Source organism: Pedobacter sp. NJ-S-72, from assembly GCF_053890575.1.
This window is the reverse complement of record NZ_CM132681.1, coordinates 2,254,878-2,270,489: the sequence shown is the minus strand read 5'-3', so window position 1 is coordinate 2,270,489 and position 15,612 is coordinate 2,254,878. Positions and strand designations below refer to the sequence as shown.

The window sequence follows — 15,612 nt, the reverse complement described above, 5'->3', positions numbered from 1 at the left end:
TCATAAGCCCATGTTGTTCCGGTTATACCACTGGAAATTCCTCCTGAAATGTATGCTTTATTACCAATTATAAAGGTTGCAGCAGATCTGCGTCTAAGATCATACTGATATTTTTTATTGCCTTCTATTTTATCATCCCGATAGATTTCATTCTTTTTGATCCAGGTATCATTTTGAGTATTATAACTCCAGAAATCTGATAAATTGGAACCGTTATTTGTTCCACTTCGATATAAGAAAGATCACCAAGTGTAAAGGTAAAAGCATATGCTCTTTTTGTACCTGGTAAACTAGTAACCTGCGCCCAGGTATCTGAAAGTGGGTTGTAACTATAGAAATCCTTTAGGTCACCATTAATTGAAGTACCTGAACCTACATAACCTTTACCTGTACCGGAAAAGGCAATCGCGCCATATCTCGGTTCGCCTGGGAAGTCTGCAATTTTTTTCCATTGTTTGGTTTCAGGAGTAAACTGATAGAAATCTTTTAAAGAGTTAGTACCGTCTGTACCTGTTCCTACATAGCCTTTTCCATTCATACTGAATGCTACAGCATAATTTCTGGCTATGCCAGGAAAGTCGGCATCGGCTATTTTATACCAGTTGGTTAGCTTTGGGTCATACATCCAAAGGTCATTCAATCTTTTCTCTCCGTTAAATCCGCCGGTTATATAGATTTTTCCATCTATAACGAAGCTCGCTGCTGCACTACGGGGAGAGCCTTCAAAATCTGACCCTCTTACCCATTCTTTTGGGTCGTCGTCTTTATCTTTTTTTTTTTACAGCTTCCTAATAATATGATCGCGATAATAAACGAAGCGGATAATAGTTTTTTAATCATTGTTTTAGAATTTAATATTTAGTGTATGTAATTACTAGTTTGATAGCATGGGCTGTTGTACTGGTAGACAGCTGAGCTCTGCTAACAGAGCTCAATAGCTGATCTGTTGGCATACTTAACATTAGTGAAGTATTTTTATAGGTACCTTTCTTTAATTCGGACGCATATTGTGTCAGTAAAAACCGATATTTTCCAGTTGATCCAACGTCGTTACCAGGCTCAAATGCAGCTGTCTGATCTCCTTCTTTATAATCATTTTGCAGGATAGTCTTAGGTACATTTGCTGAGTTCGCAATAAATAAAACAAGAGATGGAGGCGCCTTGAAAATAGAATAGTAGGCAGGTTTTGTCTCAATGAGCAGTTCTATTTTGTTAACTACTTTTTTTGATTCATAGAAAATTGACAAGCGTAGGAAACTGAAGTTTAGTTACCAGACCTGTACCTCCCTGAATAAATAGCTCCTGACCTGTAAGTGAGGCACTCAGTTCTTTGTTTGTATTGCTTAGTGCTTTAAGTTTGGTCTGACTCCTGTCTGTATCAAAATGATTGAATTGATAATCAACGGTTTTTGCCGAAAAAATCACCTGATCCTTTTTGGAGAATCCACCTGAATTGACATAGTTATAGTTGACATTTAGTTTGACCGCATCCGCTTTGAATCCAGTGATGCTGTTTCCTTGTGTCGTTTTGAGAACGATTCCTTTGAAGTATTTAATAAATTCAGTCTCACTTGCAAAACGGCTGTCTTTTTTAGCCATAAGGTCTAAAAATTCTCTTCCTAAGGTTTCACTAAGCGGGATGATGACACTATCTCCGCCCAAAGGTTTGACCTGTAGTCCTAAATTACCCATTGGGATAGTTTCATGTTTGAACTTAGTCGTACTATATAGTGCAGGTGCTTTAACATATAAGGGGATTTGTTCATTTTCAGTGGGGCCAGGGATTTTACGTAAAACCATCTCCTCAGTCAGACGATGAACTGATAGGTTTTGTTGGGTTAATGTATCTCCTGAATAAGCTTTATTATATTTTAATACCAGTGTGAACGAGTCAAATGTTGCTCCTTTTGGGATATCAGGTGTACCTGACGGGGGAGGAATAAGCAGCAGATAAGAAGATGCAGCTAGTTTTCCAAAATCCTGATCATCTATTTGTCCCAGAAGTATTACTCCATTATTTGAGGTAGGTAATGAATCCAGCAGATAAGTTGATGCCTTGACTTGAACGGTATCTACGGTTTCTACATGGAGTTCATCCTGAGCTCCCGGGCTGAACGTCTGACCTTTTTTACAAGCACTAAGTAGAATGGCAGTAAAGCAAAATGCCAGACAGGTTAATCGGTAAAATGTAGAAGTGTGTCTCATGTTTAACTAAAATTATTTGGTCAAATAGAGCTGAGCTGGAATAGTGTTAATGAAGGTTACAATATGTTAAAAAGAGTTAAGTGATAGTGTTACTTAAGATGAGCAAATTACATTTGCTGCCATGATCGAAGATAAAAGAAGATGACAAACCGCATAAAATATATCTTAGGTTTAATGACCATCTGTATACTAGGTGTGATACTTACTCAGGGGCTTTGGTTATATAAAGATTATACTTATTATAGTGGACAGCCCCTGTTCTCAAAAGATTTTGATATGTTTCTGCCAGTGCAAACACTGGGAGCTCAGCCTGCGGACGCGAAGTCTATAATTGCTTTCTCAACAACAGTAGAAGCAAGCCCAGTTACGTTTGGCAGAACCACAAGGCCAGCTGAAAGAATGGAAAATATGCAGCCAGGAACTGTAACTCCAGGGTTATCAGCGATAGTAGCGTACCCTGCAACATTAGCTATTGAAGCTTTGCCCGCCAAATTTAATAGAAAGAATAGCGTGATGACTTCGAGTCCTATAATTGCAGCAAGAAAATTATCTCCTGGAGATCTTAAATCGAGGAACACAACCGAAAATTACATAGTTAAAGAAAGTGGTGCTGCAAAAATTTACCGGGCAGTTCCCTATAAAGCTCCGATCTTACATGTGTTGCAAAAGATGAAATGGCAATTCGGAGCTTCGATTCTATTGATCCTTTTTACTACTTCTTGTTTTATCTATATGCTGGTTACCATTTTTATGCAGCGGAAATTATCAGTTGTTAAAAACGATATGATCAACAACATGACCCACGAGTTGAAAACACCGCTTTCAACGGTTTCCGTTGCTATTGAAGCGATGAGAAACTATGAGATTCTGGAAGATAAAGATAAGACCAATTTGTATTTAAATGTGTCTAAAAATGAACTGGATCATCTTTCCCGTTTGATAGAAATGATATTGGAGCTTTCAGTTTTTGAACACCATAAAATGATTCTGTTCAGAGAGCTTATTGATATTAATCATTTGATCAGTAGTATAGTTAAGAAATACTCCCTGGCGGAAGAACCTGCCGATATACATTTATACCTGGATGATGCCCCCGAAATACTGGCTGATCCTGTTCATCTTGGAAATGCAATCAGAAACCTGATAGACAATGCAATAAAATATACATTGATAAAGCCTCAGATTGTAATCAGGAGCCAGACTACTAAAAAAGGATGGCTTCTGACTGTAAGTGATAATGGAATTGGTATTCCCGAAATTTACCAGAAAAGTGTATTCGACCAGTTTTTCAGGGTTCCTGACAAAAGATTGCTAAGGGTTAAAGGGTTTGGTCTGGGACTTTCTTATGTTAAGCAAGTTGTTGATCAGCATAGTGGTACAATTGCTCTTTTCAGTAATGAAAAGAGTGGCAGTATTTTTACAATCTTAATTCCTGTTAAATAATTTAAACTATGGCTGATATATTATTTGTTGAGGATGAAATGGATTTGGCCCAAATCGTATCGGATTGTCTTAAATTTAAGGGGATATTCTTACCCATTATACTAACGGAGCTGATGCATTTCAGCATTTCACAAGTATTAAGCCAGACATAGTGATCTTAGATGTCATGGTTCCGGAGTTAGACGGTTTTGATCTGGCGAGAAAAATCAGGGAAATAGATCATAAAATCCCAATTATCTTCGTGACAGCAAGGGTTCAAACAGCTGATGTACTCAAGGGCTTTGGTATTGGGGCTAATGATTATATGAAAAAACCTTATAGTATTGAAGAATTAATTGTTCGTATGGAAGCTCAGCTAAAACGATTAGATAAAGTTATTCCTACTAAATATGTGATTGGCAATTATTCTTTTGATGCGATGTACAACACGCTATCTGTAAATGGTAAAGAAAGGAAAATGTCATATCGGGAATCAGAACTTTTAAGAATGCTATTGGAACATCGGAACCAGATTGTAAAAAGATCAGATATCCTCTCGGAGTTATGGGAGTATGAAAGTTTTTTTACAGGAAGAAGCCTGGATGTTTTTATATCCAGGCTCAGGTCTTATCTTAAATCGGATCCTAAAATTGAAATTTTAAATATCAGAGGGGTAGGCTATATGCTGATTATTCATTAAGCCAGACTACTTTTTGTTCTGATTTATGCGGGCTGCCGATAATATGGCTGTAAAGATCTGGTCTTCTGGCCTGAATGTAACGATAGCCTCCAGCTTGTTTCAGTTTTTCAGGAGTCAGAACGGCAGTTACATAACCATCACCCAAAGTTTTGCATTCACTTAATACGTCCCCAAAAGGATCAATAATCATGGAACATCCATTTTTTAGCTGATCATCATCCATACCAATCGGATTAGAGAATACGGTATAAATGGCATTGTCATAAGATCTTGCAGGTAGCCATTTCATTAACCAGTCACGACCTTTCATCCCCTCAAATTCCAGACGAAGAGAGGTAGGATCGTTTTCCCTGTCTTTCCAAAGTTCTGGAGCTACAAATCCTGCTCCTGGTCTTGTCGAAGGAGTGCACATCGTTACATGAGGCATAAAGATAATATCTGCACCAAGCAGTTTTGTAGCCCTTACATTTTCAATGATATTATTGTCGTAACAGATTAAAATACCGCATTTCCATCCATAAAGCTCAAAAATGCAGTATTCATCACCCGGTGTAAGGAAAGGATTAATAAAAGGATGCAGCTTTCTGAATTTAGCAACCAACCCATTTTGGTCTACACATACGTAAGCTTTGAAGAGATTACCTTCAGCGTCTTTTTCAAAAAGACCAGCCAGAATTGCGATATTGTATCTGGTCGCTATGGCGGTAAGTTCTAAAATACTTTCTCCTGAGGGGATTAATTCTGCTAAATCAAGCATTTGTTCTTTGGATAGATTTCTGGCAAAAGTATATCCTGTGATTGAACACTCATGAAAAGCGATTACCTGTGAGCCATCGGCTGCTGCCTTACCGGCAAGTTCCGCTATTACAGAAAGATTATATTTCTTATCTCCGCTTTTTGTTTCAAATTGTGCTGTGGCTATTTTGAGTTTCTCCATCTTTATCAATTTTTTTAACAAAGATAGGATAGGAGGATTTTTAAAAAATGTACAAATCCGACAGTGTAACGATTTTTTAGAATCCCAGGAAATTGATAGCCAGCGGATTTGTGATACTATTATACTGGCTGGGAGTCAGCCCGGTATATTTTTTGAATTCCCGGATAAGGTGGGGCTGATCATAATAACCGGCTTCATATCCAAGATAAGTGAAATTAGCCTGAGCTGGTTGATCTCTCAGCTGTTTTAAAAACACATGCAGTTTGATAATATTACTGAATCTTTTAGGGCTGATTCCTATAGATTGAATAAAAGTCCGTTCAAGCTTCCTCTCGTGATAACCAGTAAATTCTGTTAACCTGCTAATTGGAAGCAAACCTTTATTTTGTGTAATGTAGTTAATAGAAGCGGTGATTAATGGTTGGTTCGGGAGATTTCTGATTGCAATTGTCTTTCTGAAAAAGTTTTCCACCAGGGTAATTTTATCCTGTATATTATTGCTGTTAGATAATTTTTCGTGCAGCTCGTCACCCTTTGAACCAAATAACTCATCCGTTTTGATATTCTTGTTTATGAGTTCATCTGATGGGATGGCTAAAATATTACTTAAGCCGTGGGGATGAAAAACAACGATCATTAATGATGTTTCACCCATACAATACAGATCCTTAAAAGAACTCAGTTGTCCATATATAAAAGAGTCTGGCAAGTAGTAAGGAGTGTTCCGTTTATTGAATTGTGAGATCAGCTGATCTTTAAAAGAAAATACCATCCCTGTATTTCCATCAGAAAATAAGCGTAATTTTTTAACCTCCTTGTTTTTAGTAGTTAAAAAAAGGTAATGCTTAATATATGCTGACAAATCAATGGATGGTGATACCTGCATGTTTAAATGGCTGTATGAAAATCTTTTGTAGCAAGCGAATATAAGAAAAGATCCTCGTCATCTCTCTTCAGATCTTTTTCATAAGTTAAACCTAGTTTTTCAATTAATTGAACGGATTTTGTGTTTGTTTTTAACACAATAGCCTGAATATAAGTATGGGAAGGGTCGGTTTTTAACTGATCCAAAACTTCTTTTGCAGCTTCAAAAGCATATCCTTTGCCGGCATGGTCGGGGTGAAAAGCAAACCCGATATCATGATGATCAAGGTAGTCACGCTTCATTAAAGTGATAACCCCTGCAGGAACCTGCTGGTCAAGCAATTTTACAAGGAAGTAGTTTGTACCCGGACCTCCTGTTAATTTTAAAATGTAATTCTTAGCGTCTTCAATTGTTTTAACATTTCTGTCCCCAATAAATTTAAGCCATCCCGGAGTATTGAGCAGTTCCAGAATGAAAGGGGCATCATCAAGGGTAACTGTGTTGATCAGCAATCTTTCTGTGTTCAGGCTATTTTGCATCGGCTGATAAATCAATTATTTTTTGGCATTTAATATTCCAAATGCTTTGTACACACTATTGTGTAAAATGGTCAGATGATTTTCTGCCGGCATAGGGTTAAAGGTTACCTGCAGATTTTTATCAGTTGATTTTTTTAGAATTGCAGCAAGGTTGCTTGCGTCATTTTCCATGACTTTACCCTCTGTACCCACTGATACATATACATTGATACTCTTATCGGATAACGATTTTAATAATTCAGGTGCTTTGCTTAGTAATGATTGATTATCCCACCATAAACTTGGACTTATAATGATATAATTATTGAAAAGAGAAGGCTTTTTTAACAGTACTTCGGTAGCGAATAAACCTCCCAGTGACTGGCCAATAATTGTTTTGGAACTATTGGTTCTGTATTTCTGCTGGATATAAGGCTGTAAATCCTTTTCTACAAAAGCCATGAATCTTTCTGATTTTCCAGTAGTTGGGAAATCCTTAAGATCTTTTGCAATAGTAGTAGGAAAGGTGAAATCTCTTTTCCTATCAATATTTGCAATACCAATAACTATTGATTTTGGCATAGCCTGTATCATTGTAGAAAACTGAACCAGACCAGCTATATGGATAAAGTCTTCACTGGCTGATCCGTCTAAAAGATAAATAACCGGATAAGTTGTTTTAAGATCCTGATCATAACCTTCTGGCAAATAGATATTCAGGATTCTCTTCTCTGATAATTGGGAAGATTGGATCTCGTCTGTTACACCCAATTCGAATGGACGTGCAGAGGTTTGAATGACTGCAGATTTATCCTGAGCTTTGGAAACGTTAATGGATAAAATAAATGATAATAGAAAGATAAACAAGTGCTTCATTGGATAAAGCTATCAATTTAATTATTATTTAAAAAAGGCATGGTAGAAATTTGACGGGATAAGGATAAATGAGACGGGTAATTTTGAACCCGTCTCATGAGCTCGTTTAGTCTGGTAAATCAGTGCTGGCTGGTATAATATGTATCTCGCGTTGCGGATATGGAATACCAATGTTATGCTGATCAAGTGCTTCTTTGATCAATTGGAAATTGCGGTGATAAGTTGGCCAGAAATCGGCATTGGCAGACCATGATCTGATAGTCAGATTTACTGCATTATCACCTAATGAAGCAACCAAAACCACTGGTGCCGGATCTTTAAGGACTAGTGGGTCATTTGCCAGTGTACTTAAAATAACTTTTCTGGCGATGTCAATATTCGCCTGGTAAGAAATCCCGATACTGTATTCTTGCATGCGGGTTTCATTATCTGAAACGTTATTGAGTACTGCGTTTGCCAAAGGCCCGTTTGGCGCATATAAGGTAGTCCCGTTTTTCGCTCTCAATGTAGTGTACAGAATATCGATCTTAAGAACAGTACCATCTACACCATTGCTTGAAGAAATAAAATGACCTACTCTAAATGGTTTGAATAACAGGATTAATACCCCGCCTGCAAAATTGGAAAGACTTCCCTGCAGTGCCAAACCTACAGCAAGTCCCGCAGAAGCTAAAATAGCTACAAAAGAAGTTGTTTCTATACCTAGAGTTGAAGCGACTGTAACCAGTAAAAGGATATAAAGTATAACTTTCAGAATACTGATTAAAAAATTAGAAAGTGAAGTGTCAATTTTGCCCTTGTGAAGATAATTATTCAAAAAGCGGACTAAAAATTTGATTAACCAGAAACCTATTAATAAAGTAGCTAATGCAAGTAAAAGGGTAGGGACTTTGCTGATAAAAGTGTCCAGCAAACGTGATAAGTTGAGTTCTAATTTATCCATATGATCTTGTTTTTGTAGGCAGGAGGCCTTTTTGTATGATAATTGGGTTTTAGCATTTATGGTGCCATTATTTCAATTTTTTCATTAAAAAAGCCATAATGGAGTTCGTTTTCGAACTTGTGGCACGATATATATTGCTTAATAGACTGAAAAACAATTAGTATTTAAATCAAACCTATGAAAGCAGTTGCAGTAAAAGCATTTAAGGATGCTCCAGAATTGATAGAAAGTTTAAAACCCGAAATACAGCCTGGGTATATATTGATTAAGCTTAAAACCGCAGGACTTAATCCAACAGACTGGCGTATAGCAGATGGTATGCTTGATGGGAAAATGCCGCATGTGTTCCCATTAATATTAGGTGTAGATGGTGCTGGGATAGTTGAAGAAGTTGGAGAAGGAGTCAGTCGTTTTAAAGTTGGCGACAAGGTATACGGTCAAATGCTGCATGCTCCGATAGGAGAAGGTACTTATGCTGAATACATTGCTGTACCTGAAAAGGTTATCATTACCAAAATGCCTCCAGGATTATCATTTGAGCAGGCTGCCGCTTCTCCGGTAGCCGGTATGACGGCTTTTCAACTGGTAAAAAATCTTGGGCTGAGTAAAGGAAACACTGTACTTATTGTAGGGGCTACTGGTGGCGTAGGTACATTTGCAACTGTTTTTGCTGCTTTAAATGGGATTAAAGTATTAGCTACAGCAAGGGGAGAAGACGCGGAGGATAGTATTAAAAAGGCAGGTGCTTCTGATACTTTTGATTACTCACAGGAGATCTTGCACAGCAGGTAAAAGAAGCTTATCCTGAAGGGGTGGATGCCTTGATCGATCTGGCAAGTAATTCGGATGCATTTGATCAGATAATATCGGTAGTGAAACCGGGAGGAATTGCTTTTACTACTATCGGATCTGCGAATGCAGCAAAACTGGAAGCCAGAAATATCCGTGGCGGTAATTTTGAGGTAAAAGGTAGTGTGGCTTTACTAGAAGGGGTAAGTGAAATGATTGAAGCTGGAAGTATTGAAATCCCAATTCAAACGATTTCATTAAATGAGGCGCCGGGCGCTATAGCAAAAAGTAAAACTGGAAAGGCTTTGGGTAAAACGGTAATCGTTATCTAAGGACAGGGTTTTAATCTCCGGATAATAATCCGTTACTATTTTCATGAACCACGGGTATTTTTTAAGGAATATCCGCGGTTTTATTGTTCTGCGAATTCGTTCTCACTTTTTGCAATCACTAAAGTACAAGCCGCATTTCCAATCGTATTGGTAATTGAACGTGCTTCATTTAGAAACCTTTCTACGGCTACAATGAACAGTAATCCTTCGTAAGGTATTTCCGGTAGAATATAAATAGCAGAACTTAAAGCTATAAATCCTGCACCCGGCACACCGGAAGCACCTTTAGAGACAAGCATCAGAATCATGATGATCTTGAAATAGGTATACATATCTACTTCTATATTATACAGTTGAATCAAAAACATGGTACACAAGCCAAGGTAAATGGAGGTGCCGATCAGGTTAAAGGAATAACCCATAGATAACACAAAACCGGTTACCTGTTTGCTGCACCCGTAATTTTCGAGGCGGGGAATCAGTAACGGGATCACTGTCCGGGAAGAAGATGTACCGAAAACAATCAGTATTTCTTCTCTGATTAATACCAGTAACTGCCAGATACTGAATTTATAATAACGTAACAGCAGCCCTAAAAAGACAAAAACAAAAATGATAACAAGCAGATACATTACTGCAACCAGTTTCTCATAGGTAAAATAGAATGCAGTCCAAAACTAGCAATGGTATAAGCCATACCACTAAAAACAGCCATTGGCGTAAGGCTGAAAAATAACGTGATTACCCGGAAAATCATATCTCTTATCTTTTCCAGCTTCATTATATACTTGTCTTTTTTCGGAAGAAAGTGAAGCAGGAGCCCTACAGCCATAGCGAGGGTTAAAATCCACAATACATTTTGAGCGGGGAGGAAGCTACTCCATCCGGAAGATGTTTCATGATAAGGTAACTTAAAATGAATTTTGATGATTTCCTGTAGATTTCCCTTATTGATCGTACCCGGTTTAAGCAAGGCAGCCATCGATAAACCAAAAATGATGGCGATAGTGGTCAGCACCTCGAAAAGAATAATTGATTTCAATGCTATACGTCCCAGTTTCCTTAGACTGGCTATACCGGCTATCCCCGTAGTAATCGAGAGAAAAATAACCGGAGCAACAAACCACTCTGTTGCACTTATAAAATAGGTACCTATAAAACGCTGTTTTATAGCAAATGCAGGGAAATAGATCCCTGCAGCTATACCGGCAATTAAGGCTATAAGTACCTGGAAGGCCAGGTTGGAAAATATCTTCCGCAATCTATCAGGTATTTAAAAATTTATCGTTCAAATCTAACGAATTTATCATTATATAGTTTTTAAAAAGAGATCACACCAAATAGAAATGCTCCTGCCAGCATAACCAGACAGGTGATGCTGGCCCATTTGAGGGTAAAGTGCATGTGATCAGCAAAACTTACTCCGGCAAGGCCTACCAGTAAATAGGTGGAGGGTACAAGCGGGCTAAGTAAGTGTACGGGACCTCCAAAGAGTGCTGCTCTTCCTACTTCTGCAATGGGCACGTTTAAGTGCTGCGCTGTTTGTCCTATTAATGGCAGTATGCCGAAATAATAAGCATCATTACTCATGAAAAAAGTAAGCGGTGGGGTTGCAAGACCCGTAATCAATGGTAAATGACTGCCCCACTGTGCAGGGATAGCGCTAATCATAGTCATGGCCATCGCATCCATCATCTTGGTTCCGGATAAAATTCCTGTAAAGATTCCCGCTGCAAAAATCATGGCTGATACGGATAAGGCATTGTCTGCATGTTTTCGTATTCTGTCATGCTGCTCTTCCAGTCGTGGATAATTGATAATAATTGCAATGGCGAAAGCAATCATAAACATGACTGTAAGAGGCAGCACATTCAGAACCATAGCTACAAGTAGGGCTGCTGTAAGTAAAAAGTTAAATAGGAGTAGTTTAGGGCGTTTCAGGCTCTGGTCGCCTGATTCCCCAAATTTTAAATGGTTATCATTTTCGGCTGCAAATTCTGCTGCATTGATATCAATGCCTGCCAGCTGCATTCTTCTTCTTTCCTGCATTCCGAAAATTCTGGCCATAAATATAACCCAGATGCCTCCCAAAACAAGTGAAGGTAATACAGGAATAAATAACTCTGCGGAGCCTAAGTGCAGTGAGAGTCATTGCTCTTGCGGTAGGCCCACCCCAGGGTAATACATTCATTACTCCACCTGCACACATAATAATTGCAGTGAGTTTAAGGGCAGGGATACCTAGTCTTTTATAGAGTGGAAGCATTGCCGAAACGACGATCAGATAAGTGGTTGCTCCATCTCCATCGAGAGATACCATCAAGGTAAGGATAGCTGTACCGATGGTGACTTTCAAAGGATCGCCTTTAACCAGTTTCAGAATCTTGGAAACTAACGGGTCGAAAAGTCCTACGTCAATCATAATACTGAAATACATAATACCGAAAATCAACATAACGCCCGTTGGGGCTATCTTTTTGATTCCATCCATCATCATAGCACCGAGCTCGTTTCCGAAGCCACCGATCAGACCAAAAATGATAGGGACTATTATCAAAGCTGTCAATGCATACATTTTCTTGCTCATGATCAGGAGCATAAAAGTAATGATCATCAAAAATCCTAAAAAAGCTAACATAACATAGTATAAGGTTATTGGGTTCTTAATTCTTATTTTTTTTGGTAAAATCGAAGCTCTTACGCAGTGAGAGTACAGCGAAATTGAAAATTCCTCCGGATTCGAACTGACTCATCCAATAGGATTCTACTTCAAAGGTTTTTGTAACTTTATATCCGGCACCGCCCCATAAACGAAAACTATCAAAAGCTGTTTCTTTATCGAGGTTCATCCTGATCTCGTTTTTTCCGATCAGTGTCCATTTACCGGTTTCCAAATTACCAAGTTTGTAATTTGCAGTTAACAGGTGTCTTGCCCGCAGGATAAAGCGGTCGGAAAAAAGGAAGCGCTCTTCGAAACGATATCTTTGGGATAAATCGAGGCGATCATTTAGCTTATGACCGATAGTTACCTGTTGAAAAACCCTGTGCTCGAGTATCGTCTTCTTTTCTGTTCCTGTTTCATCATAGGGTGAGATTTCAAGGTACATATATCCTCCTCCAAATTGAACAGGGGCATTTTTTAACTTGTAATCTGCATAAGTGTTAATTAGAAAAAGCCTGGTGTCAGTGATGTCACCTTCGTATGCTCTGTACTGGACCAATGAGGTAACTGTCCATTGCGGGGCTACTTTTGCTCTGGCAAGGAACATGTAAAACTGATTGAATTTGCCTGGTTGGGCAGTGGCGACGGAATAGGCTGACAGGTTGATTATCAGTGCTATTATTGCGCTTAATAGTACTTGCTTCATGTTTAATTTGGTTAGAATTAATGGTCGTGGCAGATGGATATCAGGTTGGAATATCTGGCTGCGGATTGTAATATGCTGGTATAACTGTTAGATCGGAAATAAACTCAGCGAACAACAAGAAAATCAGGTGAACGACGTAGTTTCAAAAAGCAACATGCTATGTGATGGCTGCATTTCCTTTTGCCCTTCGGGGCAACGGCCATGCTATGCCATCACATAGCATGTTGCTTTTTGAAATTCACAGGGTTTTCCTGATTGGGAGCTTGTTGGATGCTGATTTATTGCTTTCTTGATGGGAGGTTTGTTGGTTAATGGCGAAACTGGTTGGATTGGTATTTAAGAAGAAACTGATCTGGTTAATTTTTAAGGTTGATTTAAGGAGACGCTGGTTAGATTGCTTTTGAAGGGTGATTAAGGAGACACATGTTGGATTACTTTTGAAGGTTGATTTAAGGAGATGCTGGTTAGATTGCTTTTGAAGGGTGATTAAGGAGACACATGTTGGATTACTTTTGAAGGTTGATTAAGGAGATACATGTTGGATTGCTTTTGAAAGTTGATTTAAGGAGACACATGTTAGATTGCTTTTGAAAGTTGATTTAAGGAGATGCTGGCTAGATTGCTTTTGAAAGTTGATTTAAGGAGACACATGTTGGATTACTTTTGAAGGTTGATTTAAGGATACACATGTTAGATTACTTTTGAAGGTTGATTTAAGGAGATACATGTTGGATTACTTTTGAGGATTGATTAAGGAGACGCATGTTGGATTGCTTTTGAAGGAAGGTTGGTTAGGTTTTTAATTATAACTTTGGATTGATGATAATGCTGATAAATATTATTTTTTTAGTGCTGATTTTAAGGCTGTCTTTTGAGAAAAAGATTATTGAATCGATATTAAAGAAGGATTGGCCTGTATTACTTTTGGTGCAGCACATCTTGTTTTGGGTGATCTTCTCTTTTGTGAATGTGTATTTCTATATCTCATTTGTTGGGTTTCCGTATAGTTTGTATTGTATTTTGATTGCACTGGTCTGTAATGCGTTTATCTATTATATAAGCTTTAATAAGCTGGTTCCGGAGTTTTATATCACCAAAAACTATTCGCAGTATATACTTTATACGATTTTGATATTTGTCGTTTTTAGTCTGCTCCGGATCCTGATAGAACCAGGAATGACTGCGGGACCACCTCTCAGAATTGAACAGGGGCTTCTATTTATCTTCATTTACACTTCTCATGGGATTTGTATTTTAGTATCGGGCCTGCTCGGGATATCAAAGCATAAGTTTATGATTGAGAATGACCTGGTGTTGCTTGAAAGTATCAAAAAGGAGGCGGATATGAATTTGCTGAAGTCTAAAGTGAATCCTCATTTTTTATTGAATACACTGAATAATATTTATGCTATAGGGGATAATATCAATGAGCTGCAATCACAATCAGTGCTTAACCTGAGCCAGTTATTGCAGTATACCATTTATGAAACTGATCATAAAAGAATCAGTATTTCTAAGGAACTGCAAATGATTACGGCATTGACTGGATTGTATCAGCTGAAACATGGAAATGTACTGGATATCCAGTTCGAGTATACGGAGGAAGACTGGATGGATGAGGTAGAAATACCTCCGGCAGTTTTTTTAACGTTATATGAAAATGCACTAAAGCATTCTGCGATTGGGAGTAATCCTGAAGCGTGGATTAAGGTAAATATAGCTATTGAGGGAGATAAATTGCATTTTGAAGTCCGGAACAGTGTCTCTGGTTCAGGGGAGATTAATGTACATTATGAATACAAGGGGATAGGTTTAACGCTGATCAGACAGCTAATGAATATTGAAATTGGATCTGGTAATTATTCACTGCAAACTGATACGCAGGGGGATGTTTATCAAGCGGTACTTATGTTAAAATTGTTATGAGATTAAAAACGGTCTGTGTAGATGATGAACTTCCTTCTTTGAAACTGATGAAGGAGTATTGTGAAATGGTGCCGGGAATAGAGCTGATCAAAACGTTCTCGAATTCAAAGGAAGCCATCTCGTTTTTGGAGAAAACCAAGGTGGATTTGTTGTTACTGGATATCAGGATGCCAGGATTCACAGGGCTTGAGTTGTTACAACAAATTAACTATAAACCGCTTTGTATTTTTATTACCGCTGACCTGCACTCTGCTGTAAAAGCTTATGAACTGGATGTAATCGATTATCTGATTAAACCAGTGCCTTTCGCGCGTTTTGAAAAGTCGGTTAATAAAGCAATGGAATATAAAAGGTTTACACAGCATTTAATGATGCGGACGAGCAGATTATTATGTTTAAATCTGATTATATGATCCAGCGGATGCGCCTGATTGATATACTTTGGGTTGAAGGCTTTGGAGAGTATATTAAATTAGTCGGAAGGTTCAAGAATTTTACACTATTGCAAAGGATGAGTGAGTTCGCTGAACAATATGCTTATCTTGGTTTTATCAGGATACATAAGTCTTACCTTGTTCTTGCTCAGGATATTGAATCGTATTCTTCCAGCACGGTAAAATTAAAGCTTGGGCATGAATTGCCAATCGGCAGGGTTTATAAGCAAAATGTACAGCTCAGGGGGTAATTATTTGATAATACACTTAAATATAATGAACAAAATAGCGCTGACT

16 protein-coding genes and 3 pseudogenes are annotated in these 15,612 nt (G+C 38.1%); 7 read left to right on the top strand and 12 right to left on the bottom strand.

What is annotated here, in order from left to right; translation table 11 throughout:
- Nucleotides 1–124 precede the first annotated feature (124 nt).
- From ACWYN3_RS15210 to ACWYN3_RS15200, 3 genes and pseudogenes are all read right to left on the bottom strand, one after another.
- A pseudogene (locus tag ACWYN3_RS15210) lies at nucleotides 125–706 on the bottom strand (Kelch repeat-containing protein); the annotation flags it as partial.
- 145 nt (nucleotides 707–851) lie between these two features.
- Nucleotides 852–1,247: a hypothetical protein gene (locus ACWYN3_RS15205; protein ID WP_456221896.1), complete on the bottom strand. Its 396-nt coding sequence runs from the start codon at nucleotides 1,245–1,247 to the stop codon at nucleotides 852–854.
- Nucleotides 1,231–2,205: a DUF4270 family protein gene (locus ACWYN3_RS15200; protein ID WP_456221895.1), complete on the bottom strand. Its 975-nt coding sequence runs from the start codon at nucleotides 2,203–2,205 to the stop codon at nucleotides 1,231–1,233. Before ACWYN3_RS15200 ends, ACWYN3_RS15205 begins: the two co-directional genes overlap by 17 nt.
- Before the next feature lie 141 nt (nucleotides 2,206–2,346).
- Here ACWYN3_RS15200 and ACWYN3_RS15195 point away from each other — a divergent pair, with 141 nt between their 5' ends.
- Complete coding sequence (locus tag ACWYN3_RS15195; protein WP_456221894.1) at nucleotides 2,347–3,648, top strand: sensor histidine kinase; 1,302 nt, start codon at nucleotides 2,347–2,349, stop codon at nucleotides 3,646–3,648.
- Nucleotides 3,649–3,799: 151 nt separating this feature from the next.
- A complete protein-coding gene (locus ACWYN3_RS15190) occupies nucleotides 3,800–4,327 on the top strand; it encodes a response regulator transcription factor (protein ID WP_456221893.1) in 528 nt (175 codons plus the stop codon).
- Here the strand turns inward: ACWYN3_RS15190 and ACWYN3_RS15185 are convergent.
- The 5 genes from ACWYN3_RS15185 to ACWYN3_RS15165 all read right to left on the bottom strand — a co-directional run bounded on the left by ACWYN3_RS15185 (nucleotide 4,317) and on the right by ACWYN3_RS15165 (nucleotide 8,466).
- A complete protein-coding gene (locus tag ACWYN3_RS15185; protein ID WP_456221892.1) occupies nucleotides 4,317–5,264 on the bottom strand; it encodes a nitrilase family protein in 948 nt (315 codons plus the stop codon). The genes ACWYN3_RS15190 and ACWYN3_RS15185 overlap by 11 nt on opposite strands.
- Nucleotides 5,265–5,340: 76 nt before the next feature.
- A complete protein-coding gene (locus ACWYN3_RS15180; RefSeq protein WP_456221891.1) occupies nucleotides 5,341–6,150 on the bottom strand; it encodes an AraC family transcriptional regulator in 810 nt (269 codons plus the stop codon).
- A gap of 2 nt (nucleotides 6,151–6,152) precedes the next feature.
- Complete coding sequence (locus ACWYN3_RS15175; protein ID WP_456221890.1) at nucleotides 6,153–6,683, bottom strand: GNAT family N-acetyltransferase; 531 nt, start codon at nucleotides 6,681–6,683, stop codon at nucleotides 6,153–6,155.
- The gene (locus ACWYN3_RS15170; RefSeq protein ID WP_456221889.1) at nucleotides 6,684–7,523 is read right to left on the bottom strand and encodes an alpha/beta hydrolase; all 840 of its coding nucleotides are present in this window, start codon (nucleotides 7,521–7,523) and stop codon (nucleotides 6,684–6,686) included.
- Nucleotides 7,524–7,629: 106 nt separating this feature from the next.
- Nucleotides 7,630–8,466 (bottom strand): mechanosensitive ion channel family protein, encoded by an 837-nt coding sequence (locus tag ACWYN3_RS15165; RefSeq protein ID WP_456221888.1) that lies wholly within the window; start codon nucleotides 8,464–8,466, stop codon nucleotides 7,630–7,632.
- Between the two features lie 177 nt (nucleotides 8,467–8,643).
- Between ACWYN3_RS15165 and ACWYN3_RS15160 the strand changes: the two genes are divergently transcribed.
- Both ACWYN3_RS15160 and ACWYN3_RS15155 read left to right on the top strand, forming a co-directional pair.
- Nucleotides 8,644–9,258 (top strand): NADP-dependent oxidoreductase, encoded by a 615-nt coding sequence (locus tag ACWYN3_RS15160; RefSeq protein ID WP_456221887.1) that lies wholly within the window; start codon nucleotides 8,644–8,646, stop codon nucleotides 9,256–9,258.
- An 11-nt stretch (nucleotides 9,259–9,269) separates the two neighbouring features.
- Nucleotides 9,270–9,587 (top strand): annotated as a pseudogene (locus ACWYN3_RS15155) (zinc-binding dehydrogenase); the annotation flags it as partial.
- Nucleotides 9,588–9,667: 80 nt separating this feature from the next.
- On the opposite strand, the pseudogene ACWYN3_RS15150 reads toward ACWYN3_RS15155, so the two are convergent.
- The 4 genes and pseudogenes from ACWYN3_RS15150 to ACWYN3_RS15135 form a co-directional block, all read right to left on the bottom strand.
- A pseudogene (locus tag ACWYN3_RS15150) lies at nucleotides 9,668–10,848 on the bottom strand (cation:dicarboxylate symporter family transporter).
- Nucleotides 10,849–10,907: 59 nt separating this feature from the next.
- Entirely contained in the window at nucleotides 10,908–11,678 is a 771-nt protein-coding gene (locus tag ACWYN3_RS15145) for a citrate:proton symporter (protein WP_456221886.1), read from the bottom strand.
- Nucleotides 11,599–12,225, bottom strand: a complete 627-nt coding sequence (locus ACWYN3_RS15140; protein ID WP_456221885.1) for an SLC13 family permease — start codon at nucleotides 12,223–12,225, stop codon at nucleotides 11,599–11,601. Before ACWYN3_RS15140 ends, ACWYN3_RS15145 begins: the two co-directional genes overlap by 80 nt.
- 25 nt (nucleotides 12,226–12,250) lie before the next feature.
- Nucleotides 12,251–12,955, bottom strand: coding sequence for a DUF2490 domain-containing protein (locus tag ACWYN3_RS15135; RefSeq protein ID WP_456221884.1), 705 nt, complete (start codon nucleotides 12,953–12,955; stop codon nucleotides 12,251–12,253).
- Nucleotides 12,956–13,774: 819 nt separating this feature from the next.
- Between ACWYN3_RS15135 and ACWYN3_RS15130 the strand changes: the two genes are divergently transcribed.
- From ACWYN3_RS15130 to ACWYN3_RS15120, 3 genes are read left to right on the top strand one after another with little or no spacing between them, the layout of a single operon-like run.
- Nucleotides 13,775–14,881, top strand: a complete 1,107-nt coding sequence (locus ACWYN3_RS15130) for a sensor histidine kinase (protein ID WP_456221883.1) — start codon at nucleotides 13,775–13,777, stop codon at nucleotides 14,879–14,881.
- The gene (locus ACWYN3_RS15125; protein ID WP_456221882.1) at nucleotides 14,878–15,294 is read left to right on the top strand and encodes a LytR/AlgR family response regulator transcription factor; all 417 of its coding nucleotides are present in this window, start codon (nucleotides 14,878–14,880) and stop codon (nucleotides 15,292–15,294) included. The genes ACWYN3_RS15130 and ACWYN3_RS15125 overlap by 4 nt, the downstream gene beginning before the upstream one ends.
- Nucleotides 15,273–15,566: a LytR/AlgR family response regulator transcription factor gene (locus ACWYN3_RS15120; RefSeq protein WP_456221881.1), complete on the top strand. Its 294-nt coding sequence runs from the start codon at nucleotides 15,273–15,275 to the stop codon at nucleotides 15,564–15,566. The genes ACWYN3_RS15125 and ACWYN3_RS15120 overlap by 22 nt, the downstream gene beginning before the upstream one ends.
- Nucleotides 15,567–15,612 lie beyond the last annotated feature (46 nt).

Bases quoted from the DNA above. Each gene is read 5' to 3' on its own strand.
- ACWYN3_RS15200 (WP_456221895.1), bottom strand. From the start codon at position 2,205: ATGAGACACACTTCTACATTTTACCGATTAACCTGTCTGGCATTTTGC.
- ACWYN3_RS15195 (WP_456221894.1), top strand. From the start codon at position 2,347: ATGACAAACCGCATAAAATATATCTTAGGTTTAATGACCATCTGTATA.
- ACWYN3_RS15185 (WP_456221892.1), bottom strand. From the start codon at position 5,264: ATGGAGAAACTCAAAATAGCCACAGCACAATTTGAAACAAAAAGCGGA.
- ACWYN3_RS15180 (WP_456221891.1), bottom strand. From the start codon at position 6,150: ATGCAGGTATCACCATCCATTGATTTGTCAGCATATATTAAGCATTAC.
- ACWYN3_RS15170 (WP_456221889.1), bottom strand. From the start codon at position 7,523: ATGAAGCACTTGTTTATCTTTCTATTATCATTTATTTTATCCATTAAC.
- ACWYN3_RS15165 (WP_456221888.1), bottom strand. From the start codon at position 8,466: ATGGATAAATTAGAACTCAACTTATCACGTTTGCTGGACACTTTTATC.
- ACWYN3_RS15160 (WP_456221887.1), top strand. From the start codon at position 8,644: ATGAAAGCAGTTGCAGTAAAAGCATTTAAGGATGCTCCAGAATTGATA.
- ACWYN3_RS15140 (WP_456221885.1), bottom strand. From the start codon at position 12,225: ATGTTAGCTTTTTTAGGATTTTTGATGATCATTACTTTTATGCTCCTG.
- ACWYN3_RS15135 (WP_456221884.1), bottom strand. From the start codon at position 12,955: ATGAAGCAAGTACTATTAAGCGCAATAATAGCACTGATAATCAACCTG.
- ACWYN3_RS15130 (WP_456221883.1), top strand. From the start codon at position 13,775: ATGATAATGCTGATAAATATTATTTTTTTAGTGCTGATTTTAAGGCTG.
- ACWYN3_RS15125 (WP_456221882.1), top strand. From the start codon at position 14,878: ATGAGATTAAAAACGGTCTGTGTAGATGATGAACTTCCTTCTTTGAAA.
- ACWYN3_RS15120 (WP_456221881.1), top strand. From the start codon at position 15,273: ATGTTTAAATCTGATTATATGATCCAGCGGATGCGCCTGATTGATATA.